The organism is Pseudomonas sp. PVC-5-1 (assembly GCF_057444345.1).
In genome coordinates, this window is record NZ_CM172024.1 from 5,421,085 (window position 1) to 5,446,466 (window position 25,382).

23 protein-coding genes are annotated in these 25,382 nt (G+C 64.0%); 11 read left to right on the forward strand and 12 right to left on the reverse strand.

Going from position 1 to position 25,382, the window contains the following annotated elements; translation table 11 throughout:
* Nucleotides 1–78: 78 nt before the first annotated feature.
* Together AC2T3R_RS24730 and AC2T3R_RS24735 are read right to left on the reverse strand one after the other, a co-directional pair.
* The gene (locus AC2T3R_RS24730) at nucleotides 79–933 is read right to left on the reverse strand and encodes a sulfurtransferase (RefSeq protein ID WP_486744388.1); all 855 of its coding nucleotides are present in this window, start codon (nucleotides 931–933) and stop codon (nucleotides 79–81) included.
* A gap of 47 nt (nucleotides 934–980) precedes the next feature.
* The gene (locus tag AC2T3R_RS24735) at nucleotides 981–1,646 is read right to left on the reverse strand and encodes a TetR/AcrR family transcriptional regulator (RefSeq protein ID WP_039612545.1); all 666 of its coding nucleotides are present in this window, start codon (nucleotides 1,644–1,646) and stop codon (nucleotides 981–983) included.
* A 151-nt stretch (nucleotides 1,647–1,797) separates the two neighbouring features.
* Here AC2T3R_RS24735 and AC2T3R_RS24740 point away from each other — a divergent pair, with 151 nt between their 5' ends.
* The 5 genes from AC2T3R_RS24740 (at nucleotide 1,798) to AC2T3R_RS24760 (ending at nucleotide 6,295) form a co-directional block, all read left to right on the forward strand.
* Nucleotides 1,798–3,228, forward strand: coding sequence for a coniferyl aldehyde dehydrogenase (locus tag AC2T3R_RS24740; protein ID WP_486744389.1), 1,431 nt, complete (start codon nucleotides 1,798–1,800; stop codon nucleotides 3,226–3,228).
* 10 nt (nucleotides 3,229–3,238) lie between these two features.
* Nucleotides 3,239–3,724, forward strand: coding sequence for a twin-arginine translocation pathway signal protein (locus AC2T3R_RS24745; protein ID WP_182328843.1), 486 nt, complete (start codon nucleotides 3,239–3,241; stop codon nucleotides 3,722–3,724).
* Nucleotides 3,725–3,744: 20 nt separating this feature from the next.
* Nucleotides 3,745–5,343: a GMC family oxidoreductase gene (locus AC2T3R_RS24750; RefSeq protein ID WP_410951928.1), complete on the forward strand. Its 1,599-nt coding sequence runs from the start codon at nucleotides 3,745–3,747 to the stop codon at nucleotides 5,341–5,343.
* Between the two features lie 112 nt (nucleotides 5,344–5,455).
* Nucleotides 5,456–5,935, forward strand: coding sequence for a pantetheine-phosphate adenylyltransferase (gene coaD, locus AC2T3R_RS24755; RefSeq protein WP_003249065.1), 480 nt, complete (start codon nucleotides 5,456–5,458; stop codon nucleotides 5,933–5,935).
* Nucleotides 5,936–6,043: 108 nt separating this feature from the next.
* Nucleotides 6,044–6,295: a YfhL family 4Fe-4S dicluster ferredoxin gene (locus AC2T3R_RS24760; RefSeq protein ID WP_003258518.1), complete on the forward strand. Its 252-nt coding sequence runs from the start codon at nucleotides 6,044–6,046 to the stop codon at nucleotides 6,293–6,295.
* A gap of 111 nt (nucleotides 6,296–6,406) precedes the next feature.
* On the opposite strand, the gene mutM is transcribed toward AC2T3R_RS24760, so the two are convergent.
* The gene (mutM, locus tag AC2T3R_RS24765; RefSeq protein WP_410951929.1) at nucleotides 6,407–7,219 is read right to left on the reverse strand and encodes a bifunctional DNA-formamidopyrimidine glycosylase/DNA-(apurinic or apyrimidinic site) lyase; all 813 of its coding nucleotides are present in this window, start codon (nucleotides 7,217–7,219) and stop codon (nucleotides 6,407–6,409) included.
* A gap of 3 nt (nucleotides 7,220–7,222) precedes the next feature.
* Nucleotides 7,223–8,041: an HDOD domain-containing protein gene (locus tag AC2T3R_RS24770; protein WP_169774634.1), complete on the reverse strand. Its 819-nt coding sequence runs from the start codon at nucleotides 8,039–8,041 to the stop codon at nucleotides 7,223–7,225.
* A gap of 420 nt (nucleotides 8,042–8,461) precedes the next feature.
* Here AC2T3R_RS24770 and AC2T3R_RS24775 point away from each other — a divergent pair, with 420 nt between their 5' ends.
* Nucleotides 8,462–9,658, forward strand: coding sequence for a class I SAM-dependent rRNA methyltransferase (locus AC2T3R_RS24775; RefSeq protein WP_486744390.1), 1,197 nt, complete (start codon nucleotides 8,462–8,464; stop codon nucleotides 9,656–9,658).
* Nucleotides 9,659–9,929: 271 nt separating this feature from the next.
* The gene (ilvD, locus tag AC2T3R_RS24780; protein WP_025340988.1) at nucleotides 9,930–11,771 is read left to right on the forward strand and encodes a dihydroxy-acid dehydratase; all 1,842 of its coding nucleotides are present in this window, start codon (nucleotides 9,930–9,932) and stop codon (nucleotides 11,769–11,771) included.
* Nucleotides 11,772–11,841: 70 nt separating this feature from the next.
* Here ilvD and AC2T3R_RS24785 read toward each other — a convergent pair whose 3' ends face one another.
* The gene (locus tag AC2T3R_RS24785) at nucleotides 11,842–12,696 is read right to left on the reverse strand and encodes a LysR family transcriptional regulator (protein ID WP_410951930.1); all 855 of its coding nucleotides are present in this window, start codon (nucleotides 12,694–12,696) and stop codon (nucleotides 11,842–11,844) included.
* Between the two features lie 139 nt (nucleotides 12,697–12,835).
* On the opposite strand from AC2T3R_RS24785, the gene AC2T3R_RS24790 reads away from it, so the two are divergent.
* The gene (locus AC2T3R_RS24790; RefSeq protein ID WP_015272171.1) at nucleotides 12,836–13,504 is read left to right on the forward strand and encodes an FMN-dependent NADH-azoreductase; all 669 of its coding nucleotides are present in this window, start codon (nucleotides 12,836–12,838) and stop codon (nucleotides 13,502–13,504) included.
* A 9-nt stretch (nucleotides 13,505–13,513) separates the two neighbouring features.
* Here AC2T3R_RS24790 and AC2T3R_RS24795 read toward each other — a convergent pair whose 3' ends face one another.
* Nucleotides 13,514–14,569: an HAD family hydrolase gene (locus tag AC2T3R_RS24795; protein ID WP_410951931.1), complete on the reverse strand. Its 1,056-nt coding sequence runs from the start codon at nucleotides 14,567–14,569 to the stop codon at nucleotides 13,514–13,516.
* 244 nt (nucleotides 14,570–14,813) lie between these two features.
* On the opposite strand from AC2T3R_RS24795, the gene AC2T3R_RS24800 reads away from it, so the two are divergent.
* Nucleotides 14,814–16,205: an L-cystine transporter gene (locus tag AC2T3R_RS24800; RefSeq protein ID WP_085691442.1), complete on the forward strand. Its 1,392-nt coding sequence runs from the start codon at nucleotides 14,814–14,816 to the stop codon at nucleotides 16,203–16,205.
* Between the two features lie 137 nt (nucleotides 16,206–16,342).
* On the opposite strand, the gene AC2T3R_RS24805 is transcribed toward AC2T3R_RS24800, so the two are convergent.
* Nucleotides 16,343–16,858 (reverse strand): dihydrofolate reductase, encoded by a 516-nt coding sequence (locus tag AC2T3R_RS24805; protein WP_039612552.1) that lies wholly within the window; start codon nucleotides 16,856–16,858, stop codon nucleotides 16,343–16,345.
* A 54-nt stretch (nucleotides 16,859–16,912) separates the two neighbouring features.
* On the opposite strand from AC2T3R_RS24805, the gene AC2T3R_RS24810 reads away from it, so the two are divergent.
* Nucleotides 16,913–18,304, forward strand: a complete 1,392-nt coding sequence (locus tag AC2T3R_RS24810; protein ID WP_024087865.1) for a DUF2868 domain-containing protein — start codon at nucleotides 16,913–16,915, stop codon at nucleotides 18,302–18,304.
* Nucleotides 18,297–19,661, forward strand: a complete 1,365-nt coding sequence (locus AC2T3R_RS24815; protein ID WP_410951932.1) for a GTPase/DUF3482 domain-containing protein — start codon at nucleotides 18,297–18,299, stop codon at nucleotides 19,659–19,661. The genes AC2T3R_RS24810 and AC2T3R_RS24815 overlap by 8 nt, the downstream gene beginning before the upstream one ends.
* A 109-nt stretch (nucleotides 19,662–19,770) precedes the next feature.
* On the opposite strand, the gene AC2T3R_RS24820 is transcribed toward AC2T3R_RS24815, so the two are convergent.
* The 5 genes from AC2T3R_RS24820 to AC2T3R_RS24840 form a co-directional block, all read right to left on the reverse strand.
* On the reverse strand, nucleotides 19,771–20,319 hold the full coding sequence (locus AC2T3R_RS24820; RefSeq protein WP_410951933.1) for a phosphonate degradation HD-domain oxygenase: 549 nt from the start codon (nucleotides 20,317–20,319) through the stop codon (nucleotides 19,771–19,773).
* Nucleotides 20,320–20,452: 133 nt separating this feature from the next.
* The gene (locus AC2T3R_RS24825) at nucleotides 20,453–21,478 is read right to left on the reverse strand and encodes a putative 2-aminoethylphosphonate ABC transporter substrate-binding protein (protein WP_085592463.1); all 1,026 of its coding nucleotides are present in this window, start codon (nucleotides 21,476–21,478) and stop codon (nucleotides 20,453–20,455) included.
* An 18-nt stretch (nucleotides 21,479–21,496) separates the two neighbouring features.
* A complete protein-coding gene (locus AC2T3R_RS24830; RefSeq protein WP_182328834.1) occupies nucleotides 21,497–23,221 on the reverse strand; it encodes a putative 2-aminoethylphosphonate ABC transporter permease subunit in 1,725 nt (574 codons plus the stop codon).
* Nucleotide 23,222: 1 nt separating this feature from the next.
* Nucleotides 23,223–24,281 (reverse strand): putative 2-aminoethylphosphonate ABC transporter ATP-binding protein, encoded by a 1,059-nt coding sequence (locus AC2T3R_RS24835; protein ID WP_486744392.1) that lies wholly within the window; start codon nucleotides 24,279–24,281, stop codon nucleotides 23,223–23,225.
* 231 nt (nucleotides 24,282–24,512) lie between these two features.
* Nucleotides 24,513–25,382, reverse strand: a complete 870-nt coding sequence (locus AC2T3R_RS24840) for a LysR family transcriptional regulator (protein WP_015272181.1) — start codon at nucleotides 25,380–25,382, stop codon at nucleotides 24,513–24,515.

Sequence of the window (25,382 nt, forward strand, 5' to 3'; positions counted from 1 at the left end):
CCCACAGGTGTGGTATAGGCCTGATGGGCAGTGGTGTACCTGTGGGAGCTGGCTTGCCGGCGATGAGGCCGGGCCTGCTTACTCGCCAGTGGCTACGCCATGCTGCGGATCGTTGATCCACTCACTCCACGACCCGGCATACAGCTTGCCCAGCGGATACCCCGCCAACGCCAGGGCAAACAGGTTATGACACGCCGTCACCCCTGACCCGCAATACGCCACCAACTGCTCCGGTGCCCGCCCGGCCAGCTTCTCGGCAAAACGCTGCCTGAGCTGCTCTGGCGGCAAGAAGCGCTCGTCAGCATCCAGATTGTCGGTAAAGGCCGCACACTGGGCCCCCGGAATATGCCCCGCCACCGGATCGATCGGTTCCACTTCGCCACGGAAACGCGGCAAGGCACGCGCATCGATCAGGGTCAGGTCAGCGCTGCCCAGGCGCTTGCCCAGGTGCTCGGCATCGATCAGCAGCTTGCCGTCCGGCTCACCGTTGAAGGTGCCTTCCCGCTTGAGCGGCGGGTCCAGGCTGAGCGGCAGGTGCGCCGCATGCCAGGCCTTCAGGCCACCGTCGAGGATCGCTACACCGCTGCGCTTGCCCAGCCAGGCCAGCAGCCACCAGGCACGGGCGGCAAAAGCGCCAGGGCCGTCGTCGTACAGCACTACCTCGCTGTCATCGTCCAGGCCCCACTCACGCAGGCGCTCGACCAACCGGCGCGCATCCGGCAATGGGTGGCGCCCGGTGCGTCCCTTGCTCACAGGCCCGCTGAGGTCACGCTCCAGGTCGGCAAAATGCGCTCCGGCAATATGCCCCTGGGCATAGCTGCGTTGGCCATAGTCCACATCCTCGAGGGCAAAGCGGCAGTCGAGGATCACCAACTTGGGCGAGCCCAGACGCTCGGCAAACTGCTGCGGGGTGATCAATTGCGCAAGGGGCATGACAATCTCCTGATCGATGGCACTATCGATAACACTGAGGCCCTGGGTTAGTGCTCCAGGGCCTGGTTGAACGGTACATGGAATTCCTGGCAAAGGGCGTCCACCGCATTGCGGGCGTTGTCGGTGACGAAGCCGAGCTCCAGCACCAGTACCTGGTAGACGCCGCGCTTGAAGGCTTCTTCACCCAGATGCGCGGAATGTTCCCGCGTGGTGCTGAGAAAACGTACCCAGGACGTCAATACGATCCAGGCATTGATGGTCAGCGATTCGATCTGGGCTGGTGTCATGGCCAGGATGCCCGCCTCGACGAAACCGCGGTAGATCGCCTGGCCCTGACGCAGGCATCGTTCGGAAAAGCGCCGATAACGTGCGGCCAGCTCCGGGTCGCTGTCCAGCAGGTGCTCCAGATCACGATGCAGAAAACGGTAGTTCCACATCGCCGCCAACAGCGCCTTCAGGTAGAAGCGCTTGTCCTCCACGGTCGCCGCACGGCCTTGCGGCGGGCGCAGGAAGCTGTCCACCAGTTCTTCGTACTGACTGAACAGCAAAGCGATGATCGCCTGCTTGTTGGGGAAGTGGTAATACAGGTTGCCGGGCGAAATTTCCATGTGCGCGGCAATGTGGTTGGTACTGACGCTGCGTTCGCCCTGCTGGTTGAACAGCTCCAGGCTGTTCTGCACGATGCGCTCTCGGGTCTTCATGCGCGGGGCCATGCTCAGCTCCCAGTCTGCGGGCCTTCAACAAAGGGGCATCTTACGGCGTATTGGCGGTGGAGTGCACCGCTCGATAAAGCGGAAAAAATCGCACCATGGTACAAATTAGAGTATAGGCTCTAGTGATTTCCTGCTCGGACTCGGAGCCGCCATGAACTCGCCCAGTGCCTTGCCCCCTGTGCAATTCGACCTCGACCTTGCGGCGACGTTCGCCACCCAACGCCAGGCCTTTGCCGGCAACCCACTGCCACCAGCTGCGCAGCGGCGTCAATGGCTGAAAAGCCTGCGGGAAGCCTTGCTGGCCAGCCAGGCCGAACTGATCGAGGCAATCGGCCAGGACTTTGAAGGGCGCAGCGCCGACGAAACCCTGCTGGCCGAGCTGCTGCCCTCGGTGCAAGGCCTGCGCCACGCCGAAAAACACCTGCGGCGCTGGATGCGCGCCAGCCGGCGCAGGGTCGGCCTGGCCTTCCAGCCGGCCAGCGCGCATGTGCGGTACCAACCCCTGGGCGTGGTCGGCATCATCGTGCCGTGGAATTACCCGCTGCTCCTTGCCATCGGCCCCCTGACCTGCGCTCTGGCTGCCGGTAATCGGGTCATGCTCAAGCTCAGCGAGGCCACGCCTGCCACTGGCATTGCGCTGAAACAACTACTTGAGCAAGTGTTCCCCACCGATCTGGTCAGCGTGGTGCTTGGCGAGATCGAGATAGGCCAGGCCTTTGCCCGCCTGCCGTTCGATCACCTGTTGTTCACCGGCGCCACCAGCGTGGGGCGCAAGGTAATGCTGGCTGCGGCGCACAACCTGACCCCCGTCACCCTGGAGCTGGGTGGCAAGTCGCCAGCCATAGTCTCGGCCGACGTACCGCTGGACAGCGCCGCCGAACGCATTGCCTTCGGCAAGACCCTAAACGCCGGCCAGACCTGCGTCGCCCCCGACTACGTGCTGGTGCCACGCGAGCGCCTGGAGGCCTTCAGCGACGCCTACCAGCGTGCAGTACGCCGGCTATACCCGCGCATCGCCGACAACCCTGACTACACCGCAATCATCAACTCGCGCCAACTGCAGCGCTTGCAGCATTTACTGGACGATGCTCACGCCAAAGGAGCGCAGGTACTTGACCTGTACCCGGGTGAAACCCGCCAGGGCCGGCGCCTGCCACCACACCTGCTGCTGGGCGTGAACGATGACATGCAGGTGATGCAGGACGAAATCTTCGGCCCGCTGCTACCGCTGGTTCCCTACGACAGCCTCGAGCAGGCACTGGCCTACATCAACCAGCGCCCGCGCCCGCTGGCGCTGTACTACTTCGGCTATGACCGCGCCACACAGGAGCAGGTGCTGCGCCACACCCACTCCGGCGGAGTGTGCCTGAACGACACCCTGCTGCACGTGGCCCAGGACGACTTGCCGTTCGGCGGCATCGGCCCTTCAGGCATGGGGCATTACCATGGCCATGACGGTTTCCTGACCTTCAGCAAGGCCAAGGCGGTGCTGGCCAAGCAACGCTTCAACGCTGCCCGGCTGATCTACCCGCCTTATGGCAAAGCCTTGCAGCGCCTGGTCTTCAAGCTTTTCATCCGCTGAGGGCCGGCCCATGCACCGCCGCGAACTGCTGCGCTTCAGCCTTGGCGCCAGCGTCTTTCTGGCCGGTACCAGCCTGGTCGGCTGCAGCGCACAGACAGCCGCAACGGGTTACCGGGTACTGCGGGACGACGATCTGCCGATGTTGCGCGCGCTGATCCCGGTGGTACTGGCCGGCACCCAGGCCGCCGAGACACTGGTGCTGCATAGCCTCGACCACAAACTGGCAGCGCTTTCGCCGGAAATGCTCAAACTCACCCGGCAGTTGTTCGACGTGCTCAACCTGCCGCTCACCCGCGGCCCCCTGACCGGTGTCTGGGGCGCCTGGGAACGAGCCAGCGCCGCGCAGGTCACGGCCTTCCTGCAACGTTGGCAGGACAGCTCGCTGAATCTGCTGCGCATGGGCCACGCCTCGTTGCTGCAGTTGCTGCAGATGGCCTGGTACGAACGCCCCGAATCCTGGGCCGCCTGCGGCTACCCCGGGCCACCGAAAATCTGAAAACAACAAGAGCAGCACCAATGCCTGTACCCGACCCGTTTCGCCAAGGCCTGGAAAGCGGCTGGATCACCCACGACGCGTCGCGCCTAGAGCACGACCTCACGCTGGAAGCCGACGTTGCCGTGATCGGCAGCGGGGCCGGCGGCGCTACCAGCGCGCAAATGCTCAGCACTGCCGGCTTCAAGGTGCTGCTGATCGAAGAAGGCCCGCTGAAGACCAGCAGCGATTTCCACCTGCTGGAAAACGAAGCCTATGCCAGCCTGTACCAGGAAGGCCTGGGCCGCATGAGCAAGGACGGCGCCATCACCATCCTCCAGGGCCGCGCCGTGGGCGGCACCACGCTGGTCAACTGGACCTCGAGCTTTCGCACGCCGCCACAGACCCTGGCGCACTGGGCCGCAGCCCACAACGTGAGCGGCCTGGGCGAGGAGCAAATGCGCCCCTGGTTCGAGCGCATCGAGCAGGAACTGGGCATCACCCCCTGGGCCCTGCCACCGAACGCCAACAACGACGTACTGCGCCGTGGCTGCGAACAGCTGGGCTACCGCTGGGCGGTGATCCCGCGCAACGTGCGCGGCTGCTGGAACCTGGGCTACTGCGGCATGGGTTGCCCGGTGAATGCCAAGCAGTCGATGCTGGTAACGCGTATTCCCGCCACCCTTGAACAGGGCGGCGAGCTGCTGTACCTGGCTCGGGCCGAGCGCTTCGAGCACAACGGCGAGCGTATCCAGGGCCTGTCATGCCAGGCGCTGGATAGCCAGGGCATACACACCACAGGCCGGCAGGTCCGCGTTCGCGCGCGTCACTACATCCTTGCCGGTGGCGGCATCAACAGCCCGGCCCTGCTGCTGCGTTCCGACGCGCCCGACCCGCATGGCCGCCTGGGCAAACGGACCTTCCTGCACCTGGTCAACTTCAGCGCAGCACGCTTCAACGACCGTATCGACCCCTACTACGGCGCCCCACAGTCCATCTACAGCGACCACTTCCAATGGCAAGGCGGCAACGATGGCCCGATTGGCTACAAGCTGGAGGTGCCACCGCTGCACCCGGCCCTGGCCAGCACGCTGCTGGGCGGGCATGGCCACGAGAATGCCCAGCGCATGACCGAGCTGCCACATACCCACGTGATGCTGGCGCTGCTGCGTGACGGCTTCCACCCGCAAAGCCAGGGCGGGACCGTGGAGCTGCGCGGCGATGGCTCACCGGTGCTTGATTACCCGGTCACCGATTACCTGCGCGACGGCCTGCGCCGCGCCTATCGCAGCATGGCGCAGATCCAGTTCGCCGCTGGTGCCACCCAGGTCACCCCCGTGCACAGCGATGCCAGCGCCGCGTCCCGCCTGGAACACGCCTTGGCCATGATCGACAAGTTGCGCCTGGAGCCGTTCCGCACGCGCCTGGGCAGCGCTCACGTGATGGGTGGCTGCGCCCTTGGCGACGACCCGCGCCAGGCGGTATGCGACAGCCTGGGCCGCCATCACCAGCTGGAAAACCTGTCGGTTCACGATGGCTCACTGTTCCCCACCAGCATCGGCGCCAACCCGCAACTGTCAGTGTATGCCATCAGTGCCAGGCTCACCGAAGCACTGGTCGCCCGCCTGGCACACAGTGCATGACAAGGAACAGGCCCCCTGTCTATAGTGCCGTCAGCCGGCCGCATGACTTGGCCGGGGCGCCGTCGCTGCGCTACCATCCGACTCCCCAACGCACTCCAGCCAGGATGACGCGATGAACCGAGTGTTGTACCCGGGTACTTTCGACCCCATTACCAAAGGCCATGGCGACCTGGTCGAGCGCGCCTCGCGGCTGTTCGACCACGTGATCATCGCGGTGGCGGCCAGCCCGAAGAAAAACCCGCTGTTCCCGCTGGAACAACGGGTGGAGCTCGCCCGTGAGGTCACCAAGCACCTGCCCAATGTCGAAGTCATCGGCTTCTCCTCCCTGCTGGCGCATTTCGCCAAGGAGCAGGGCGCCAACGTCTTCCTGCGTGGCCTGCGTGCGGTGTCCGACTTCGAGTACGAGTTTCAGCTGGCGAACATGAACCGGCAACTGGCCCCCGACGTCGAGAGCCTGTTCCTCACGCCTTCGGAGCGTTATTCGTTCATTTCCTCGACCCTGGTCCGGGAAATTGCCGCGCTGGGTGGTGATATCAGCAAGTTCGTCCACCCAGTGGTGGCCGATGCGCTGACTGAACGCTTCAAGAAATAACCTTTAGCGGCTGATCATCGCGCCCGCGTGCACTGCGGGCGCGAATGCGGCACAATTGTGCCCACTGCGTTGAACATGCCCGGGCGCGGAGCCCCGGCCGGAGTCCCCATGTCCCTGATCATCACCGACGATTGCATCAACTGCGACGTCTGCGAACCCGAGTGCCCGAACGAGGCCATCTCCCAAGGCGAAGAGATCTACGTGATCGACCCTAACCTGTGCACCCAGTGCGTAGGCCATTACGACGAGCCGCAATGCCAGCAGGTCTGCCCGGTCGATTGCATCCCGCTGGATGAAGCGCACCCGGAAACCGAAGAAGAGCTGATGGCCAAGTACCGCCGGATTACTGGCAAGGACTGATATCAGGTCAGCCCTCATCGCCGGCAAGCCAGCTCCCACAGAGATATCATCGCTCTCGAGAGCTGTGCAGTACCTGTGGGAGCTGGCTTGCTGGCGATAGGGCCTCAAGCCTCAGCGCTGGCAACGCGGGCAATACACACTCGCCCTCTGCCCCAGCTTCACCTCGCGCAACTCCGTGCCACACACCTTGCACGGCTGCCCGCCCCTCCCGTACACGAACAATTCCTGCTGGAAGTACCCCGGCTGCCCGTCACCACCGATGAAGTCGCGTAGCGTGGTGCCGCCCTGTTCGATCGCCGCCGCCAGCACACGCTTGATCTCGATCGCCAGCTTCAAGTAGCGCGCCCGGGAAATCCCGCCCGCTTCCCGACGGGGGTCGATGCCAGCGGCAAACAGCGCCTCGGTGGCGTAAATGTTGCCCACCCCCACCACTACCGCGTTATCCATGATGAACGGCTTGACCGCCATCGACCGCCCACGGGACACCTGGAACAGTCGCTCGCCGTCGAACAGGTCGGTCAGCGGTTCAGGCCCCAGGCGCAGCAGCAGTTCGTGATTGAGCGGGTCCAGGCTCCACAGCATCGCGCCAAAGCGGCGCGGGTCGGTGTAGCGCAGCATCAACCCCGACTCCAGCTCGATATCCACATGCTCATGCTTGGCCGCCGGCAAGCCCAGTTCGACCAGGCGCAGGTTGCCCGACATGCCCAGGTGACTGATCAGGGTGCCGACCTCGGCATTGATCAACAGATACTTGGCGCGCCGCTCGACACTGACGATGCGCTGCCCCGACAGTCGCACATCCAGGTCTTCCGGAATCGGCCAGCGCAGGCGCCGGTCGCGCACCACTACCCGGCTGACACGCTGGCCTTCCAGATGGGGCGCAATACCGCGCCGGGTGGTTTCTACTTCTGGCAATTCCGGCATGTGTCAGTGCCCGCCCATCTCGCGAATGTTCTGCTTGAGGTTCTCGAAATCGTATTCCGACAAGCCAATGTAATCGAGCACCAGCGGGCCAACCACACTCCATTCGTGGTCCACGGCCTGGCTGCCCAGCACCCGGTACGATGCGCAGATGTGCTCGGCCATCTTCAGCACCGCCAGCAGGTTTTTCAGTTGGCTCTGGGTATTGCGCGCGCTCTCGTCGCGGAATACCGCCAGGGCGTTGTGGTGGTTGGCAATGGCCGCGCTGAGGTGCTCGGGCAGGCGCCAGGACTTGGCCGTGAAATAGCCGACCACCGAATGATTGGTGTTGAACACGCGGTTTTCGGTGTCGACCACGCGGGTTTCCTCGTCGGCCTTGGCATAGGCGTCCTCCAGCACATCCATATAGTTGGGGAAGCGCTTGAGCATCAGCGGCACGCCACAGTCATGGAACAGGCCCAGGGTATAGGCCTCGTCTGCCGCCTGGATGCCGGTGCGCTTGGCCAGAGTGAGGCAGGTCATCGCCACGTCCTGGGCAGTGTCCCAGAAGCGGTTGAGGGTAACGATGGTCTCGTCGGTCATTTCACCCTTGATCGACTGGGCGTTGATCAGGTTGATGATCGAACGGCTGCCCAGCAGGTTCACCGCGCGCTGGATCGAACCGATCTTGTTGGAAAGGCCGAAATGCGGCGAATTGACCAGCTTGAGCAAGGCGCCCGACAGGCCCGGGTCCTGGGAAATCAGCTTGGCGATGGTTTCCAGGTCCGGGTCAGGCATGTACTGCTCGAACTGCAGGTCGACCATTATCTGCGGTTGCGGCGGGATGGTGATGCCTTGCAAGGCTTGCTGGATCTGTTCGGCGCTGAGTTCTTGGGACATACGTGCACACTCGTTTGGGACCGGCGATTTTAACCCCCTGAGGCTCGCCTTGACAGGTGCAGCGCCTGGGAGATCGAGCGCCGCCCGCGCGGCGCATCGCCGGCAAGCCAGCTCCCACATCTGTTTCGGGCCAGTTTTTCCTGAGGCATGCGCGCGCGGCCCCTTGGCGTCCACCTCGATATCGCGTTGAGCAAACAATGCGGTCGCGCGCGATGGCACAGGCGATACTGGCCCGAAACAAATGTGGGAGCTGGCTTGCCAGCGATGCGCCGCGCGGGCGGCGCTCGATCTCCCAGGCGCTGCACCTCTAAAGGCGAAAGCCCAGCAGACACGCTATAATCCCGCTCTTTTTCCCGGAGCGACGTCATGTCCCTGCCCAGCCTACGCCTCAAAGCCAATGCCGACCGCCGCCTGCGCGCCGGCCACCTGTGGGTCTACAGCAACGAAGTCGACGTCAGCGCGACCCCGCTGCAAGGCTTCCAGGCCGGCCAGCAGGCTGTTCTCGAGGCGGCCAACGGCAAGCCGCTGGGTATCGTCGCACTGAGCCCGAACAACCTGATCTGCGCCCGCCTGCTGTCGCGCGACGCCAAGCTGCCGCTGGACAAGTCGCTGCTGGTGCACCGCCTGAACGTCGCCCTGTCGCTGCGCCAGCGCCTGTTCGACCAACCGTGCTACCGCCTGGTCTATGGCGATTCCGACCTGTTGCCAGGCCTGGTGGTCGACCGCTTCTTCGACATCCTCGTGGTGCAATTGGCCTCCGCCACCATGGAAGCGCACAAGGACGACGTGATTGCAGCCCTGGTACAGGTGCTCAAGCCAAGAGGCATCCTGTTCAAGAACGACTCCTCCGCGCGTGACGCCGAAGGCCTGCAGCGCTATGTCGAGACCGTCTATGGCGAAGTGCCGGACTGGGTGCCGCTGGAAGAAAACGGCGTCAAGTTCGAAGCCCCGGTACGCGAAGGCCAGAAGACCGGCTGGTTCTACGACCACCGCATGAACCGTGCACGCCTGGCGCCGTACGTGAAAGGCAAGCGCGTGCTCGACCTGTTCAGCTACATCGGTGGCTGGGGCGTGCAAGCCGGTGCCTTCGGCGCCAGCGAAGTGTTCTGCGTCGATGCCTCGAGCTTTGCCCTGGACGGCGTCGAGCGTAACGCAGCCCTGAACGGCATCAGCGAGAAACTGACCTGCATCGAAGGCGATGTGTTTGAGGCCCTGCGCGAACTGAAGGCCGCCGAAGAGCGCTTCGACGTGATCATTGCCGACCCACCCGCCTTCATCAAGCGCAAGAAAGACCTGAAGAACGGCGAAGCGGCCTACCGCCGCCTGAACGAACAGGCCATGCGCATGCTGACCAAGGACGGCATCCTGGTCAGTGCCTCGTGCTCGATGCACCTGCCCGAGGACGACCTGCACAACATCCTGCTGACCAGCGCCCGTCACCTGGACCGCAACCTGCAGTTGCTCGAACGCGGCGGCCAAGGCCCGGACCACCCGGTGCACCCGGCCATCGCCGAAACCCGCTACATCAAGAGCATCACCTGCCGGTTGCTGCCAAACAGCTGATATCCGCTAAAAAGGGCCGCCAAGCGGCCCTTTCCTGCTGCAATCTCCCCGCCAGCTATCCACATCTGCATTCCCTCGCCGCGCCAGCGGTGTAGAATCGGCCTATTCATCGCCAGTCATCCCCGGCGGGTTTATGAGCTCTGCCCAAGCACGCGGCGATCCCGCGCGGTCTTCGGCCCCATCCGTGCCAGTGGCAACCGGCCTGCGGTACAAAGGACAAGAGAAGCTCACTCCCCTTTTTGTGACCTGATTAAGCCGCCAGGAGTGTTTCATGCCTGATTATCGTTCCAAGACTTCCACCCAAGGCCGCAACATGGCCGGCGCCCGTGCCCTGTGGCGCGCCACCGGGATGAAGGACGAAGATTTCAAGAAACCGATCATCGCCATCGCCAACTCGTTCACCCAGTTTGTCCCGGGCCACGTGCACCTGAAGGACCTGGGCCAGCTGGTCGCCCGCGAAATCGAACGCGCCGGTGGCGTGGCCAAGGAATTCAACACCATCGCGGTCGATGACGGCATCGCCATGGGCCACGACGGCATGCTCTACTCGCTGCCAAGCCGCGAGATCATCGCCGACGCCGTGGAGTACATGGTCAACGCCCATTGCGCCGACGCCATCGTGTGCATCTCCAACTGCGACAAGATCACCCCCGGCATGCTGATGGCCGCCCTGCGCCTGAACATCCCGGTAATCTTCGTCTCCGGCGGCCCGATGGAAGCCGGCAAGACCAAGCTGGCCAGCCACGGCCTGGACCTGGTCGACGCCATGGTCATTGCCGCCGACTCCTCGGCTTCCGACGAAAAAGTCGCCGAATACGAGCGCAGCGCCTGCCCGACTTGCGGTTCGTGCTCCGGCATGTTCACCGCCAACTCGATGAACTGCCTGACCGAAGCCCTGGGCCTGGCCCTGCCGGGCAACGGTTCGACCCTGGCCACCCACGCCGACCGCGAGCAGTTGTTCCTCACTGCCGGCCGCACCATCGTCGAGCTGTGCAAGCGCTACTACGGCGAGAACGATGAGTCGGTACTGCCGCGCAACATCGCCAACTTCAAGGCGTTCGAGAACGCCATGATGCTCGACATCGCCATGGGCGGCTCGACCAACACCATCCTGCACCTGCTGGCTGCCGCCCAGGAAGCCGAGGTGGCGTTCGACCTGCGCGACATCGACCGCCTGTCGCGCAAGGTGCCGCAGCTGTGCAAGGTTGCGCCGAACATCCAGAAATATCACATGGAAGACGTGCACCGTGCCGGCGGCATCTTCAGCATCCTCGGCTCGCTGGCCCGTGGCGGCCTGCTGCACACCGACCTGCCGACCGTGCACAGCCGCAGCATGGAAGAAGCCATCGCCAAGTGGGACATCACCCAGACCGATGACGAAGCCGTGCACACCTTCTTCAAGGCCGGCCCTGCCGGCATCCCGACCCAGACGGCATTCAGCCAGTCGACCCGTTGGGAATCCCTGGATGACGACCGTGAGAACGGCTGCATCCGCAGTGTCGAGCACGCCTATTCGCAGGAAGGCGGCCTGGCCGTGCTGTACGGCAACATCGCGCTGGATGGCTGCGTGGTGAAAACCGCCGGTGTCGACGAGTCGATCCTGGTGTTCGAAGGCACCGCGAAGATCTTCGAGAGCCAGGACAGCGCCGTACGCGGCATCCTCGCCGACGAAGTGAAGGCCGGCGACATCGTGATCATCCGCTACGAAGGCCCGAAAGGTGGCCCGGGCATGCAGGAAATGCTGTACCCGACCTCGTACCTCAAGTCCAAGGGACTGGGCAAGGCTTGCGCCCTGCTCACCGACGGCCGCTTCTCGGGCGGCACCTCGGGCCTGTCGATCGGCCACGCCTCGCCGGAAGCCGCCGCTGGCGGTGCAATCGGCCTGGTGCGCGACGGCGACAAGGTGCTGATCGACATCCCGAATCGTTCGATCAACCTGCAGGTCAGCGATGAAGAGCTGGCTGAGCGCCGTGTCGAACAGGACAAGAAAGGCTGGAAACCGGCTGAAGTACGCCCACGCAAGGTGACCACCGCGCTGAAGGCCTACGCCCTGCTGGCGACCAGTGCCGACAAGGGTGCTGTGCGTAACAAGGCGATGCTGGAAGGGTTGTAAGGCTTTCCGGCGTTTGAAAAAGCCGGCGCCTTGTGCGCCGGCTTTTTTATGGCGCTAGAGAAATGCTGAGTCAAAGCTCCCCCCTCGAAGCACATTGGCGCAATTGCGCCAGCAGCAGGGCAACTGAGCGCTTCGGCTTCGCCACCGAGGTCAAAATGAACTGCGCTAGAGGAAGGGATGGCAGCGTTGGCACTTCCTGTAAACCTGAAGCCAGTGCAGACGATCGGGTGATTGGCGTTACACCCAGCCCACCGCTGACAGCGGTCATCAGCCCACCGGCACTTGGGCTCTGGCAAACGATCCGCCATTGTCGCCCCGCACGCGCCAGGGCTTCGATGGCTGCAGCACGATATGGGCATTGATCGGAAAACACCGCCAAGGGTATCGGGGCAGTTGCATCATCGGGGTTCACTGCAACCGGCCCTGTCGCCCAGACCAACGGCTCGGACCAAAGCAGTTCGCCTCGGTCCTCATCGCCGCAGCTGCTTCCCAATACGATATCGAGCCCACCCGATTGCAGAAGGGCAAGCAGATCACCGGTCAGGCCGACTTTCAGGGAGATCTCTGCATCGGGATGTGTCACCGAGAATCGACGCAGACAGTCGATGATGGGCGGTTTCACCACCTCCTCGCTCAACCCGACAAACACTGTACCTGACACCCGACGGCCTGCGCCAAGGCTCGCGCGAGCATCATCATGCAACGCCAGGATAGTGCGGGCATAACCTGCCAGCCGGGCGCCCGCTGGCGTCAGGCTGACCGAACGGGTCGTGCGCTCCAGCAATTTGTGCCCAGCTTCACTCTCCAGCCGCCTGATGTGAGCGCTGATCGCCGACTGCGTTAGATGCAGCCTCTGCGCCGCGCGCGTGAAACCACCGTTGTCGGCAACGGCAAGCAAGCTACGCAAAAGCACAGTATCGAACACAGATTAATCACCTATCTCACTCAATATGCAGAGCATACGTCATTTCTATAAACAATCATTCTGAATCAGACTTTGCGCCAAGCACCTGTGCAGTCGAACGCCAGGGGAAGTGTCACCAACGCTGCCAAGGAGAAGCCCAATGGTTGAACGTATCTTGTATGTTTGTGCCTCACCGAGAGGAGAGCGGTCCGTTTCCACTCAGATTGCAGAAGTGTTCCTGACGGCATTGGCCGAGCGCAAAGCCGTGGAGATTGACTGCCTTGATCCTTGGGAATGCGAGCTCCCCGAAGTGGATGGCGCTTTGCTCGCGGCAAAGTACGCAGGGCTTGCCGATGCCCCACTGTCAACCGCCCAGGCTGCAGCATGGGGGCAGATCAAGGCACTCGCTGAACGGTTCCACCGGGCTGATACCTTGGTGTTCAGCGTACCGCTGTGGAATTTCGGCATCCCGTACAAGCTCAAGCATCTGATCGACGCAATTTCGCACAAAGGCGTCCTGTTCACCTTCGATGAGCAAGGGTTGAATGGCATGCTGGGCGGACGTCGAGCTGTTGCAATCTACTCCCGTGGACTTGGTTACGGCTCTGACTCACAGACACCCGACCAGGCTTTTGGACTGGAAAAACCCTTCATCGATACGTGGTTCCGCTTCGTCGGGATTAACCAGGTGCACAGTGTCGTGGTCGAACAGACGCTTGGCCCGGTGGGGGCCAGCGTCCGTGCAAGCGCCATCGAAGCAGTGACCTTGTTGGCACAGAACATCGATCAGGAAGCGGCCCGGACTCTCATCGTGGGCCGCAACGGCTGACAGGCCTCGTTACTGGATCTGCTCCGGTGTCACGATCACCCAGTTCTTGTCGGCGGTCACTGGCAGCCCTTCCTTGGCCTGCGCCGCAGCATTCCTGGCAATCATCCCGTTCAGCTGGTCCATGTACTTGGCCTTGCGATTTATCCACAGGTGAATGCCGCCCTTGCCCACATCCACGCCATGGAATTGCATGTAGCCATCACTGGTCGGCGTATCGCCGCCGACCAGCACCGGCTTTTTCCACTCATCGATATAGGTGAGGATCGCCGCCTGCTTGCCCGCCATCCAGGTGGCCGGAGTCCACAGGTACGGGGTCAGCTCCAGCCCCACGTTGGCCTTGGCATCATAGTGCCCGGCGCTGATCTGCTTGCGCGCGGTGGTCAACTGGCCGCTGGCGCGGTCCTTCAGCAACAGGCTCACGCCAATCACATTCTGCGGCTTCACGTTGTAGCCGTACTTGGGGTCCGACGCGACCATGCGCACCAGCTCCTCGGAAGCAGCGGAAATCACATAGACCTCGATACCGTTCTCCATGAGCTTGTTGTACAGCTCGGCCTGGCCCTTGAAGACCTTGGGGGGCTGTACCTCGATGGTCTTGACCTGATCGCCTTCGTAATAGGTACTGGGGATCGGCTTGCCGGAGGCCATCAGCTCATCCACCTGCACTTTCAGCTCCTGTAGGGTAAAGCCGGAGAACACCTGGGCCACCCACGGGTAGCAGACCATGTCATCGACTTCGCACAGCCGGTAGTAGTAACTGAACAGGCTTTCCTTATGTTCGGCGGTGTCCTTGAACGGCATCAGCTTCAACGACGGGTCGAGCTTGTCACGGCTCAACAGGCCCTTGTTTTCCATGAAAGGCAGCAAGGCCTCTTCAAGATCGTAGCGGTAGCTGGTGTTGTCCATATCGAACACCGCGTAGTTACCCTTGTTGGCATTGGCGGCGATCATGCTGTCGAGCTGCTTGGCCGCCTCGGCGGGCCAGTGTTTGAGCTCGGTGGCGAAGGTTTCGATACTGAACAACAGGGACAGGCCGACGGCGACGGCTTTCGGAGCAAACTTCATGTACGAATCTCCTGAAATGACCCAGAAACGCTAGTGCAACAATCTCCGCTGGCAGCCCTCGATAACGACCTCCATGCAGCTGCAAACGCCGCGTTCATTGCAATCCGCGACACATCGTTATTCCATAAACGACTATCCACATTCCATTTGGGTATAAATTCGTTTGTTTTCAGGCTGTTAGCATTTCCGTTCGCAATCGCTCACAGGGGCGATGCCTCTTCTGCTTTTTACTGCTGGAGCTTCAATGAACCTGCCGCTGTCCCTTAACCTGCTGGCGTTCCTGGCCCTGTTGCTGGGCCTGGCACAAACCCGCCGCACCGACTGGAGCCTGGCCAGGAAAGTATTGCTGGGCCTGGTGCTGGGCGTAGTGTTCGGCCTGATCCTGCATACCGTCTATGGCGCGGGCCACCCTGTGCTCAAGGCCACCATCGCCTGGCTCGATCTGGTCGGCAACGGCTACGTCGGCTTGCTGCAGATGATCGTCATGCCGCTGATCTTCGCCTCGATCCTCAGTGCCGTGGCGCGCCTGCACAATGCCTCGTCGTTGGGCCGCATCAGTGTGCTGAGCATCGGCACCCTGCTGCTGACCACCGCCATCGCTGCGTTGATCGGCATCGTCCTGACCAACCTGTTCGGCCTCAGCGCCGAAGGCCTGGTGGCCGGCGCCCAGGAAAGCGCGCGCATGCAGGTTATCCACAGCGACTACGCCGGCAAGGTCGCCGATCTCAACATTCCGCAACTGCTGCTGTCGTTCATCCCCAGCAACCCGGTAGGTGACTTGGCACGGGCCAAGCCGACCTCGATCATCAGCGTGGTGATCTTTGCCGTGTTCCTCGGCCTGGCCGCGCTGCAGTTGATCAAGGACGATGCCGAGAAAGGCGAACGCGCGCTGTCGGCCATCGACACCCTGCAGGCCTGGGTGATGCGCCTGGTGCGGGTGGTAATGAAGTTGACCCCGTATGGCGTACTGGCGCTGATGACCAAGGTGGTGGCCAGCTCGAACATGGAAGACATCCTCAAGCTGGGCAGCTTCGTGGTGGTGTCGTACCTGGGCCTGGCGCTGATGTTCGTGGTGCACGGCGTTATCCTCGCCGCTACCGGCGTGAGCCCGCTGCGCTTCTTCCGCAAGGTGTGGCCGGTGCTGACCTTCGCCTTCACCAGCCGCTCCAGCGCCGCCAGCATTCCGCTGAACATCGAAGCGCAAACCCGCCGCCTGGGCGTACCGCAGTCGATTGCCAGCTTCAGCGCATCGTTCGGTACCACCATTGGCCAGAACGGCTGCGCCGGGCTCTATCCCGCGATGCTGGCGGTGATGGTGGCGCCGGCGGTGGGCATCGATACCTTCGACCCGCTGTGGATCGCCACCCTGGTGGCCATCGTCACCCTGAGTTCGGCAGGTGTTGCCGGCGTAGGTGGCGGTGCAACTTTCGCCGCGCTGATCGTGCTGCCGGCCATGGGCTTGCCGGTGGAACTGGTGGCGTTGCTGATTTCGGTGGAGCCGCTGATCGACATGGGCCGCACGGCGTTGAACGTGAACGGTTCGATGACCGCAGGGGTGGTGACCAGCCAACTGCTGAAAGAGACCGACAAGGATGTGCTGGCTGGCGATGAACATGCCGAGCTGAGTCATTCCTGATAGATTGCCGGGGGCGCGTTGCGCCCCTGTCGCGACACAAGGCCGCTCCTACAACGGACCGCGCATGTCTGTCTTGCGCGGCCCCCTGTAGGAGCGGCCTTGTGTCGCGATAGGGCTGCAAGGCAGCCCCGGCAATCTCAAACCTTGTCCCAGACCTCGAAATGATACCCAGGCTTGCCTTCCTCAGCCTGCGCCTCGCTCGATACCCGCTTCCACTGCCCCCGATCGAACTCAGGGAACCACGCATCCCCTTCCGGCGACAACTCGACTCGCGTCAGGTACATGCGGCTGACCAACCCTTTCTCCAGCGCCTGCCCATACAGCTGCGCCCCGCCAATCAGCATAAGCTCATCAACGCCCTGCTCACGCGCCCACTGCTCGGCCCGCACCAGCGCCTCTTCCAACGAGCCGAACACCTCGGCCCCCGCCAGTTCCAGCCCTGCCTGCCGGCTGACGACGATATTCAACCGCCCGGGCAATGGCCTGCCCAGCGAGTCCCAGGTCTTGCGCCCCATGATGATCGGCTTGCCCAGGGTAGTGGCCTTGAAGTACTTGAAGTCCCCCGGCAGATGCCAGGGCATGGAGTTGTCGATGCCGATCACGCGGTTCTCGGCGTGAGCCGCGATCAGGCTGAGGGGGAGTGATGTATTCATGCCAGCGAGGATAGCACCGGGCGTGTGGGTTATGCTTCTGCCCTGACCTGTGCAATGGAAGACCTTGTGACTGCACCCACTTCACTGGACAAGCGCTGGCTCACCGAAGCGGTACGCCTGCGCGAGGAACATGCCGGCCCCCTGGAGGACCAGGAAGCCAACCGCCGCGCCCGCCAGGCAGGCGGTGACCTGGCGGCCCGCATCGAAACCCGTGCCCTGTTCCTGGCCGAACGCGACGGCATCACCACCGCCCTGCGCCACTGGAAACAGGGCGCACGCCTGGCGCTGCTGGCCTTGCTGGTGCTGGCCGTGCTCAGCGGCGCAGGGTTGGCCCTGGCCGCCTTGAGCGACGGGCAGCGCCCGGTGAATGTGTTCTGGGCCCTCGGCAGCCTGCTCGGGCTGAACCTGCTGATGCTGCTGGGCTGGGCCATCGGCTTTGCCCTGAGCGGCGAGCATGGCGCGGGGCTGGGCCGTTTGTGGCTGTGGCTGAGCGAACGCTTTGCCCGTGACGCCAAGGCCGCGCACCTGGCACCGGCGCTGCTGGTGCTGCTGCAACGTCAACGCCTCAACCGCTGGCTGCTCGGCCTGCTGGTGCATGGCCTGTGGCTGCTGGCGATGATCACCGCGCTGGGCATGCTGCTGGCCTTGCTGGCGACCCGGCGCTATGGCTTTGTCTGGGAGACCACCCTGCTCGCCGCCGACCCGTTCATCCACCTGACCCAGGCCTTGGGCGCGCTGCCCTCGTTGCTGGGCTTCACGGTACCCGACGAGGCCATGATCCGCGCCAGCGGCGACAGCCAGCCGGCCCTGGACCTGGCGCGCCAGGCCTGGGCCAGCTGGCTGCTTGGCGTGGTGCTGGTGTACGGCCTGCTTCCGCGCCTACTGTTGGCCGGGCTGTGCCTGTGGCGATGGCGTCAAGGCCGCCAACGCCTGGCGCTGGACCTCAGCCTGCCCGGCTACGCGCAGCTGCGTGAAGCGCTGATGCCGCGCAGCGAACGCATCGGCGTCCAGGATGCCGCGCCCGAGGCCTTGCCGCAGTTTGCCGCTGGCCAGCTGGAAAGCGGCAGCAGCGGTGCCCTGCTGGTCGGCCTGGAACTGGACGACCAGCACCCCTGGCCACCCGCGCTGCCAAAAAGCGTAACCAGTGCCGGCGTGCTCGACAGCCGCGAATCGCGTAACCGCCTGCTGGAACAGCTCAGCCGTTTCCCGCCAGCACGCCTGGCCATCGCTTGCGACCCGCGCCGCTCTCCCGATCGTGGCAGCCTGGCGTTGCTCGCCGAACTGGCACGCAACGCCGGTGCCACCCGTATATGGCTACTGCAGGCCGCACCGGGCGAGGCCCTGGACGCCCAGCGCCTGGGCGACTGGCACGAAGCCCTCGACCGCCTTGGTCTGGCGCATGCCGATACCTCGCCGCTGACCTGGCTGGAGCATGGCCATGACTGAGCCGCTGAAACTGGCCGTGGTCGGCCACACCAACGTCGGCAAGACCTCGCTGCTGCGCACCCTGACCCGTGACGTCGGCTTTGGCGAAGTTTCCCACCGCCCCAGCACCACCCGCCATGTGGAAGGTGCGCGGCTGTCGGTGGATGGCGAACCTTTGCTCGAGTTGTATGACACCCCGGGCCTGGAAGACGCCATCGCCCTGCTCGACTATCTCGAACGCCTGGAGCGCCCGGGCGAGCGCCTGGACGGCCCGGCCCGCCTCGATCGCTTTCTACAAGGCAGCGAGGCACGTCAGCGTTTCGAGCAGGAGGCCAAGGTGCTACGCCAGCTGCTGGCCAGCAATGCCGGCTTGTATGTGATCGACGCCCGCGAACCAGTGCTGGCCAAATACCGCGACGAACTGGAAGTGCTGGCCAGCTGCGGCAAGCCGCTGCTACCGGTGCTCAATTTCGTCGCCAGCCATCAGCACCGCGAGCCGCAATGGCGTGAAGCCCTTGCCAGGCTTGGGCTTCACGCGTTGGTGCGGTTCGACAGCGTGGCCCCGCCAGAGGATGGCGAGCGCCGGTTGTACGAAAGCCTGGCCCTGCTGCTGGAAGACGCCCGCCCGGCCCTGCAGCGGCTGATCGACGACCAGCAGGCACAGCGCCTGGCACGCCGCCACAGCGGCAAGCGCCTGATTGCCGAGCTGCTGCTGGACTGCGCCGCCTGCCGGCGCAGCGTCGAGGCCGAGCCGGCTGCCGAAGCCCGGGCCATCGAGGCATTGCGGCAAGAGGTGCGCCAGCGCGAGCAGCGCTGTGTCGAGGCACTGCTCAAGCTGTATGCCTTCCGCCGCGAGGACGCCCATGCCAGCGACCTGCCGTTGCTGGATGGCCGTTGGGGCGATGACCTCTTCAATCCCGAAACCTTGAAGCTGCTGGGCGTGCGCTTGGGCAGCGGTGTGGCCGCCGGTGCTGCGGCGGGTGCCGGGGTGGACCTGCTGGTCGGCGGCCTGACACTGGGGGCTGCCGCCCTGGCCGGGGCAATTGCCGGCGGCGCGCTGCAGACGGCGCGCAACTATGGGTCGCGGCTGATGGGCAAGCTCAAGGGCAAGCGCGAGCTGACGGTGGACGATACGGTGTTGCGCCTGCTGGCGTTGCGTCAGCAGCAGTTGATGGTGGCGCTGGAAAACCGCGGGCACGCGGCGCAGGACAGCATTCGGCTGGGGGAGCTGGATGAGAAGGCCTGGCGGGAGGGCAAGTTGCCGGAGGCGCTGAGCAAGGCGCGGGCGCATCCGCAGTGGTCCACCCTGAACCCTGGGGCGAAGCTGAACCAGGCTGAGCGGCAGGAACAGCTGGAGGCGCTGGTTTCACAGTTTTGATCAAGCAGGTCTGGCCTCTTCGCGGGCATGCCCGCTCCCACAGGGTTTGCGCGTGGTACTTGTGGGAGCGGGCGTGCCCGCGAAGAGGCCGGCACAGGCAGCCCATCTCTCAAAGCAGTGCCAAAGCCCTCTGCTTCAACCCATCCAGATCAACCACCGGCACCCCAATCTCCTTGGCCATTTCATCCCACTCCCTCATCCGCAAGCTCACCTCGAACAGCGGATCCCGCTCGAACACATCCGCCTCGTCCTCGCTCATCACGCCCCCCTGATACTCCAAAGTCCGCCGGCTCGCTTCACTCAACCGCTGGTAATACCCAGGCTGGCGCAAAGTCAGGTAGCGCTTGGCCTCCACGTGATACTGCACCAGCCGCGCCATGCGTTCGCCGAAGCCACAGCGGCGTAAATACTCGGCGCCGATGCGCTCATGGCTGACCACGCCATAGCCGCCCATGCTGGCGTCACCGCCGCACAGGTGGCCGATGTCGTGGAAGAACGCCGCCAGCACCACTTCGTCGTCGAAGCCTTCGGCCATGGCCAGTTGCGCGGCCTGGGACATGTGTTCGAGCTGGGTGATGGCTTCGCCGATGTAGTCGTCACTGCCGTGGCGTTCGTACAGCGCGAAGGTGCTGTCGATGATCTGGGCTGGGGTGGGCATCACTGTTTATTCCTGGCTGGATTGCAGCAGTGGCTTCTTCGCGGGCATGCCCGCTCCCACAAAGATCGCACACAGCTGAAGGACTGCGCGGTACCTGTGGGAGCGGGCGCGCCCGCGAAGAGGCCGGTGCAGGTTACTGCTGAGCCACCTTCTCCGACTTGCCGTCATAGCGCTTGCGCCACTCGGCCAGGATCTGGTCACGGTTCTTCGAGGCCCAGGCAAAGTCGTTCTTGATCAGGCGCTGTTCATAGTCCGCCGGCAGTTCGGTCTGCGGCTTGGCAATACCCGGGGCAGCCAGCACGGCGAAGTTCTCCTTGTACAGCTCCATGGCCGCCGGGCTTGCCGAGAAATCAGCCAGGCGCTTGGCCGCATCCGCTTTTGGCGAACCTTTGATCACCGCAGTCGCCTCGATCTCCCAGCCCAGGCCTTCCTTCGGCAGCACGATGTCCAGCGGCGCGCCCTGGCGCTTGAGCTGCACGGCCGGGTACTCGAACGAGATACCGATCGGGAATTCACCCGCTGCGGCAAGCTTGCACGGCTTGGAACCGGAATGAACGTACTGGCCGATGTTCTGGTGCAGTGCATCCATGTACGCCCAACCCTGTGGCTCGCCAAAGGTCTGCAGCCAGGCACTGACATCCAGGAAGCCGGTGCCGGACGAAGCCGGGTTCGGCATGACGATCTTGCCCTTGTACTCGGGCTTGGTCAGGTCCTGCCAGCTCACCGGCTTGCTCAGGCCCTGCTTCTCGGCCTCGATGGTATTGAAGCAGATGGTCGCGGCCCACACGTCCATACCGACCCAGGCTGGCGGGTTGGCAGCATCGCGGTAGTTGGCGGCAATCTTGCCCAGGTCCTTCGGTGCGTAGGCTTCGAGCATGCCGTTCTGGTCGAGGATAGCCAGGCTGGAAGCAGCCAGGCCCCACACTGCGTCGGCTTGCGGGCGGTCTTTCTCGGCCAGCAGCTTGGCGGTGATGATGCCGGTAGAGTCACGAACCCACTTGATCTCGATGTCCGGGTTGGCCTTCTCGAAGGCCTGCTTGTAGCTCTTCAGCTGTTCGGCTTCCAGGGCGGTGTAGACCGTCAGCTGGGTGCCAGCGGCCGAAGCCTGCAGGCTGAACACGGCGGAAACGGCAGCAGCAAGTGCAAGGTGCTTGTACATGGGTAGGTTCCTTACAGGTCAGACGGTCGCGGCGCGTTGGCGCCAGGCTTGGGAGCGGCGCAGCAGGCCGCGTGAGGCTGCAGCCAGCAGCAGTGAAGCGCCGGCACTGGTCAGCAGGATCAGGGTGGACATGGCGGCGGCACCACCGACGTTGCCGGCATCGTCCATGTTCAGCACGGCGACGGCAGCCAGGATGGTGTCGGGGCTGTACAGGAAGATCGCCGCCGACACGGTGGTCATCGCCGATACGAACAGGTAGCGAATGATGTCCAGCAGCGCCGGCAGGCAGATCGGCACAGTCACCCGCAGGAAGTGCCTGTACAGCGGCGCCTTCAGCGACAGCGCGGCGGCCTCGAACTCGCCGTCGAGCTGGCGCAGGGCGGTGGTCGCGGTCATCTGCGCGGTGGTCAGGTAGTGAGCGATGGTGCACACCACCAGCAACCCCATGCCGCCATAGAACACATGCAGCGGGTTGCCGTTCAGGTTGAAGAAGAATACGTAGCCCAGGCCCAGCACCAGGCCAGGCACGGCCATGGGGATGAAGCTGAGCAGGCGCAGCGCCTGGTTGAGCAGGCGTTGGCCTTGGGTCTTCTCCATCAGGTAGGCGCCGGTGAAGATCACGATGCTGCCGATCAGCGCGGTGCCGATGGCCATGGTCACGCTGTTGCGGTAGGCCAGCCAGCCACCACCGGCGGTGTCCTCGAACATGTAGTGACGCAGCGACAACGACAGGTTGTAGGGCCAGAACGTGACCAGCGACGAATACACCGCCATGCCGATCACCAACAGCAATGCCGCGCACACCAGCAGCACGATCGCCAGGAAGCAGGCATCACGGCCCCGCGACGGCTTGGGCTCGAACACCTGGGCACGGCCGCTCATGGCCTCGCCCTGGCGCCGGCGCAGCCAGGCATCGACGGTAAAGCTGAACAGCGCCGGCAACAGCAGCACCATGCCGATCAACGCGCCGCGGCCGAACTGCTGCTGGCCGACCACCGCCTTGTAGGCTTCCAGCGCCAGCACCTGATAGTCGCCGCCGACCACGACCGGTACACCGAAGTCGGTAATGGTCAGGGTGAACACCAGGCAGAACGCTGCAAATACTGCCTGGCGCGTGGCCGGCCAGGTGATGCTGGTGAACGCTCGCCAAGGGCCGGCACCCATGCTGGACGCTGCGTCGAACAAGCGTGCATCGGCCAGCGATAGCGCCGACAGCAGGATCATCAGGGCATGCGGGAAGGTGTAGATGGCCTCGCCCAGCACAATGCCCCAGAAGCCATAGATGTTGTCGCTGAGCAACCCGCGCAGCAGCCCCTGGTTACCGAACAGGTAGACCAGGGCGATGGCCGGCAGCATTGACGGCGCCAGCAGCGGCAGCAACGAAATCCCCCGCCACAGACCTTTGGCCGGAATCAACGTGCGTTGCAGGGCATAGGCGAACAGGTAGGCCAGCGGCACCACGATGGCTGCCACCGTGAAGGCCACCGACAGGCTGTTGCCCAGCAACCAGTGGAAGTTTTCACTGGCGAACAGCTCGCGGGCCGCCAGCGGGCCGCCACCCTGGCCCGCTTCTGCGCTGAAGCCACGCCAGAAAATCGCCAGCAACGGCATCAGCACCGCCAGCACCAGAAGGATCAGCAGCAGGCTCTTGCCGCCGACGACGAACAACCGGTCGCCCAGGGCGACGCCAGCACGCGGCGTGGCCTTGGCCTGGCTGAGCGGCAGGGACATTGGCGCGGCCATCTCAGGCAAACACCTGCAGGCTCTGCGGCGGCAGCGCCACCCAGATGTCCTGCGAGCCCAGCCGCGGCATGGCCTCGGGGGCCAACTCCGCCAGCAGTGCATGGCCAGGCAGCGCCTTGAGCTCGAAGCTCATGCGGCAGCGGTTACCGAGGAAGGTGATTTCATGGACCATGGCCGGGAACAGGTTTTCTTCGTGCACCGCAGGGTTGACCGTGATCGCCTCCGGGCGGCAGAACAGCCGACCGCTGCTGGGTCGGGCCGAACCTGGTGCCAGACGCATGTTCATGCCACCGACCTGGGCATGGCTGTCACTGCTGCGCTGGAACGGCAACCAGTTGCCCTGGCCGACGAACTCGGCAACGAACGGCGTGGCCGGCTGGTCGTAGATTTCCTGCGGGGTGGCGTATTGCTCGACCTGGCCGTTGTTCATCACCGCAATGCGGTCGGCCATCAGCATGGCCTCGTCCTGGTTGTGGGTGACCATCAGCGTGGTGATACCCAGCTGGCGCTGCAGCTGGCGCAGTTCGGTGCACAGGTGCTCGCGCACCCGGGCATCCAGCGCCGACATCGGCTCGTCCAGCAGCAGCAACGACGGCGACGGTGCCAGCGCGCGGGCCAGCGCCACACGCTGCTGCTGGCCACCGGAAAGCTGGCCGGGGTATTTCTTCTCGCTGCCGGCCAGGCCCACCAGTTCGAGCATTTCGGTCACTCGCTGGCGGGCCTGTTCACGGCCGCTGCCAGTCAGGCCATAGGCGATGTTGGCTTCGACGGTGAGGTTGGGGAACAGCGCGTAGGACTGGAACAGGATGCCGTAGTCACGGGCCTGGGGTGGCAGCTCGGAGATATCGCGCTCGCCGATGTACAACGTACCGCGGTCCTGGCGCTCCAGGCCGGCGATGCAGCGCAGCAAGGTGGTCTTGCCGCAGCCGGACGGGCCGAGCAGGCACACCAGTTCGCCGGCGGCGATGTCCAGCGAGACATCATTCAGCGCCGTGAAGGCGCCGAAGCGCTTGTGGATGTTGCGCACTTTCATCTGTGCGCCGGGGGTGGTGTGGTTCATGGCAGGGCCTCATCGAAGAGATGGAGGCCATGCTAGGAAGGCTGTGCGAAGGTTCTGTGGCTTTAGGGCAAAAGCGGGTGATAGTGGTATAGGCAGATTTTGTAGTGGCCTTCAAGGGCCCTATCGCCGGCAAGCCAGCTCCCACAGGTACTGCACAGGTTTCAAGGACTGTGGGGTACCTGTGGGAGCTGGCTTGCCGGCGATAGGGCCGGTACAGCCACTACATGGCTATCAGAAGTGCGAACCGGCCACTTCCTGCGCCACCCCAAGGAAGGCCGCCGGCAACCGGGCCTGGCGCCGCTCCTTCAGGCAATACAGGTACTCATGCATCACCGGCGCGTTCTCCAGCGCCAGCACCCGCAACTCAGGGTTGTGCGGCACCTCGTGCCGGGCAATCACGCTGATGCCGATATTGCGCAGCACCGCCTCGCGGATCGATTCGCGGCTGCCAATCTCCAGCAACGCCCCGGCCTTCACCCCGGCCTCTTGCATCATCTGCTCGGTCAGCTTGCGTGTGGTCGAGCCCTTCTCGCGCATCAGCAGGCAATGCCCGGCCACCACGTCAATGGACACCGCCTGGCGGTGTGCCAACGGGTGATTGCGATGCACCGCCACCACCAACGGGTCGGTCCCCAGCACCCGCCGCACCAGCCGCGCATCTTCCAGCAGTTGCGACGAAGCGGCGATATCCACCCGGTAGTCCTCGAGCATCTCCAGTACCTGCTGCGAGTTGCCGATTTCCACCGCCACTTCCACCTGCGGCAGGCGTTCGCGGTAGATCTTCACCAGGTCGAGGATGTAGTAAGGCGCCGTGGCCGCGATGCGCAGGCTGCCCTGAGCCTGGCCACTGTTGCGCAGCTCGAACTCGATGTCGGCCTCCTGCTGCAGCAGTGCCTTGACCATCGGCAGCAGGCGCACGCCCTCCTCGCTCAGCACCAGGCGCCGCCCGCCGCGGTAGAACAGCTCCACCGCGTACTGGCTCTCCAGGTTGCGAATCTGCGTGGTCACCGTGGGCTGGCTGAGGCCGAGCTTCTTCGCCGCCAGGGTGATGCTGCCCAGGCGGGCCACCATGTAGAAGGCTTTCAGCTCCGAACTCAGCAT